This window comes from Catonella sp. (genome assembly GCF_052173895.1).
Classification (GTDB): Bacteria; Bacillota; Clostridia; order Lachnospirales; family Lachnospiraceae; genus Catonella.
Map to the genome: position 1 here is coordinate 1 of NZ_JBQMXS010000098.1, position 2,989 is coordinate 2,989.

Here is a 2,989-nt window from a genome sequence, read left to right on the forward strand (position 1 = left end):
TACATCATATCCTTTAGAACGCTGTATTGTAACTAATTTTGTTTTGCTATTTATTGCATTTTTTATTCCCTCATAATCAAAAGAAAAGTCATTAAGCAGGTCAACCTGCCTATAACTTACACCATACTCAGCTAAAGAGCCATCCATAGGGGTAATACCTATTACCCCATCTAAGGTATCATAAGGCTTACCCACCGGAGAGAGTATCTCATCACCCGGTCTTAAATTACCAAACATAGCAACTGTAAGGGCATGAGTTCCACATAAGATAGATGGTCTTACAAGGGCTGCCTCAGTATGAAAAACATCTGCATACACAGATTCAAGCGTATCTCTACCTAAATCATTATATCCATATCCACTGCTGGCTGCAAAATGTATATCAGAAACCCTATTTTTCTGCATTGCCTTAAGTACCTTTAATTGATTGACTTCGGCAATTTCATCTACTTTTTTAAAGCGTGTGTTAAGATTTTCACAAATTTTTTCACAATAATCAAAAACTTGTTCACTTATTCCCATTTCTAAGTACCATTTTTTTAACATAACTTCCTCTTTTCTATAGTTCTCTAGCTATCATCATATTTTGAAGTGATTTATCTGAGGCATCTGAAAGGACTAGGTTCTTAACTGTAATAAACTCTCTCTCTCTATTTTCCTTAGTTGCGAGGAGTATTTTAGGAACAGCCACCTCAATATACCTATCCGTATGCCCAAGTATATAATCTTCTCTGCCCTTTATATTTTCTTCAAGCAAGATTCTTTCAGTGTCGCCATTAAAGCTCTCCATGTACTTCTCAGAAATTTCATTGCAGACCTTTATTAATATATCTTCTCTTTCTTTTTTTATCTCCGGAGCAACCTGCTCAGGCATTTTAGCAGCATAAGTACCCTCTCTTTTTGAGTACGGAAATACATGAACTTTTAAGAAACCTACTTCTTTAACAAAGGTGGCAGTTTCTTCAAATTCTTTCTCAGTTTCTCCCGGAAAACCTACTATAATATCAGTTGTAATGCCCGGTCTGTCATAGTATTTTTGAAGTAATTTTACTGAACAAAGATACTCGTCTGCAGTATAATGCCTATTCATCCTTTTAAGTACAGTAGTCGAGCCGCTTTGTAAAGAAAGATGAAAATGTGGACAGACTTTTTTTAGTTTAATCAGTCCTTCTAAAAATTCTTCTGTAATTAGCCTTGGTTCTACTGAGCCAAGACGGATTCTAAAATCTCCTTCTACAGCATTTAGTTTTTCTAAAAGTTCAAGCATTCTACTTTTGCCATCAATATCTCTTCCATAAGAGCCTATATGGATTCCGGTAAGTACCATTTCCTTAAAACCGGCTGTTACAAGCCTTTTTGTTTCTTCAACTATACTATCCATATCCCTACTTCTTATTCTTCCCCTTACAAAAGGAATAATACAGTAGGTACAGAACTGGTCACAGCCGTCTTGAATCTTAATATTGGCACGAGTCTTATCGCCGGTAGCATTTATTTCACCACTGTCATAAACCCAGTCTTTATTTTCATCACCTGATTTGATAACATGATGCTTAAAATCACGCTGTTTATTGCTACGAATATACTCTTCTACAAGGCTTAAAACTGATGCCTTACCTCTTGTGCCTACTAAGATATCTACAAGTTCGTCGTCTTCTAATTTTGACTGAGGAGCTTGAACATAACAGCCTACTGCAACAACAACAGCCTCAGGATTTAATTTTTTTGCCCTATGCAACATCTGTCTTGATTTTCTGTCTGCGATATTTGTAACAGTACAGGTATTTACTATATAAATATCAGCAACTTCATTAAATTGTCTTATATCATAGCCTGCATTTTTAAACATTTCTTTAATTGACTCAGTTTCATAGGCATTTACCTTACATCCGAGGCTTAAAAATGCTACAGTCTTATCATTATCGTTGATTTTCACAGTTTTTATCATTCCTTTTTATATATTCTGTATATTGACTTTTTGCTCTCTAAACCTTATCATTTAGTTGTATATAGCAATAATTTTGAATAAGGAGGAGGATCAAAAATGAAGTCAGTTAAGATTTCTTTGAATTCTATCGACAAGGTAAAGGCATTTGTAAATGAGGTAACAAAGTTTGATTCAGACTTTGATCTTGTTTCTGGAAGATATGTAATTGATGCTAAGTCAATTATGGGTATCTTCAGTCTTGATCTCTCAAAGCCAATCGACCTGAACATCCACAACGATGCACAGGCAGACAACATCGTTAATGCACTTAAGCCTTTTATAGTAGAGTAATAACCTGCTAGTATTTATTGCCCACTTACTTATGGTAAGTGGGCTTTTTTGATTTTACTCAACCTCCATCGGTTCGCAGTTAATTATTTCAATACTATCCATTGTCTTTTTATATAACTCATCTATTATATCATCAAGTTTATGCTCATCTTTTTCAATCTTAGAAAGAAGAGGTTTAGTCACAGGATGTTCGGCAACAAAAATGGTACAACAATCTTCAAAAGGAAGAATTGATGTTTCAAATGTACCTATTCTTTTAGAAATATCTATAATATCCTGTTTATCAAAGCAGATAACCGGACGGTATACAGGAAGTTCACAAACTGCATTTGTTGTAAGAAGGCTCTGCATGGTCTGGCTTGCTACCTGTCCTATACTCTCCCCCGTTACCAGTCCAAAACACTCTTCTTGTTTTGCCAAATCTTCAGCTATCTTCATCATGTACCTTCGCATTATTATAGTAAGTTCGTCATGAGGGCATTTTTCGTAAATGGCAAGCTGAATATCTGTAAAATTTACTACAAACAGTTTTATATTGCCTGCATATCTTGCTGTAAGTCTTGCAAGATCGACTACTTTTTGCTTAGCTCTTTCACTTGTGTAAGGAGGGGCATGAAAATAAACAGCTTCTACCTTAACTCCTCTTCTTGCCATCATATATGCTGCAACAGGGCTGTCTATTCCTCCTGAGAGCAGACACATAGCCTTACC

The 2,989-nt window shown here is 35.5% G+C and carries 4 protein-coding genes; 1 reads left to right on the top strand and 3 read right to left on the bottom strand.

The features are described from left to right. Together ACTTG8_RS10110 and mtaB are read right to left on the bottom strand one after the other, a co-directional pair. On the bottom strand, positions 1–522 hold a 522-nt coding region (locus tag ACTTG8_RS10110), incomplete at its 3' end, for a methionine gamma-lyase family protein (RefSeq protein WP_442561983.1). 37 nt (positions 523–559) lie between these two features. After that, positions 560–1,948, bottom strand: a complete 1,389-nt coding sequence (gene mtaB / locus ACTTG8_RS10115) for a tRNA (N(6)-L-threonylcarbamoyladenosine(37)-C(2))-methylthiotransferase MtaB (RefSeq protein ID WP_442561981.1) — start codon at positions 1,946–1,948, stop codon at positions 560–562. 96 nt (positions 1,949–2,044) lie between these two features. Between mtaB and ACTTG8_RS10120 the strand changes: the two genes are divergently transcribed. After that, on the top strand, positions 2,045–2,278 hold the full coding sequence (locus ACTTG8_RS10120; RefSeq protein WP_023353260.1) for an HPr family phosphocarrier protein: 234 nt from the start codon (positions 2,045–2,047) through the stop codon (positions 2,276–2,278). 54 nt (positions 2,279–2,332) lie between these two features. Here ACTTG8_RS10120 and ACTTG8_RS10125 read toward each other — a convergent pair. Further along, a partial coding sequence (locus ACTTG8_RS10125; protein WP_442561982.1) for a tRNA sulfurtransferase occupies positions 2,333–2,989 on the bottom strand: 657 nt, incomplete at its 5' end.

Coding starts and splice junctions, on each gene's coding strand:
- mtaB (WP_442561981.1), bottom strand. CDS start 1,948: ATGATAAAAACTGTGAAAATCAACGATAATGATAAGACTGTAGCATTT.
- ACTTG8_RS10120 (WP_023353260.1), top strand. CDS start 2,045: ATGAAGTCAGTTAAGATTTCTTTGAATTCTATCGACAAGGTAAAGGCA.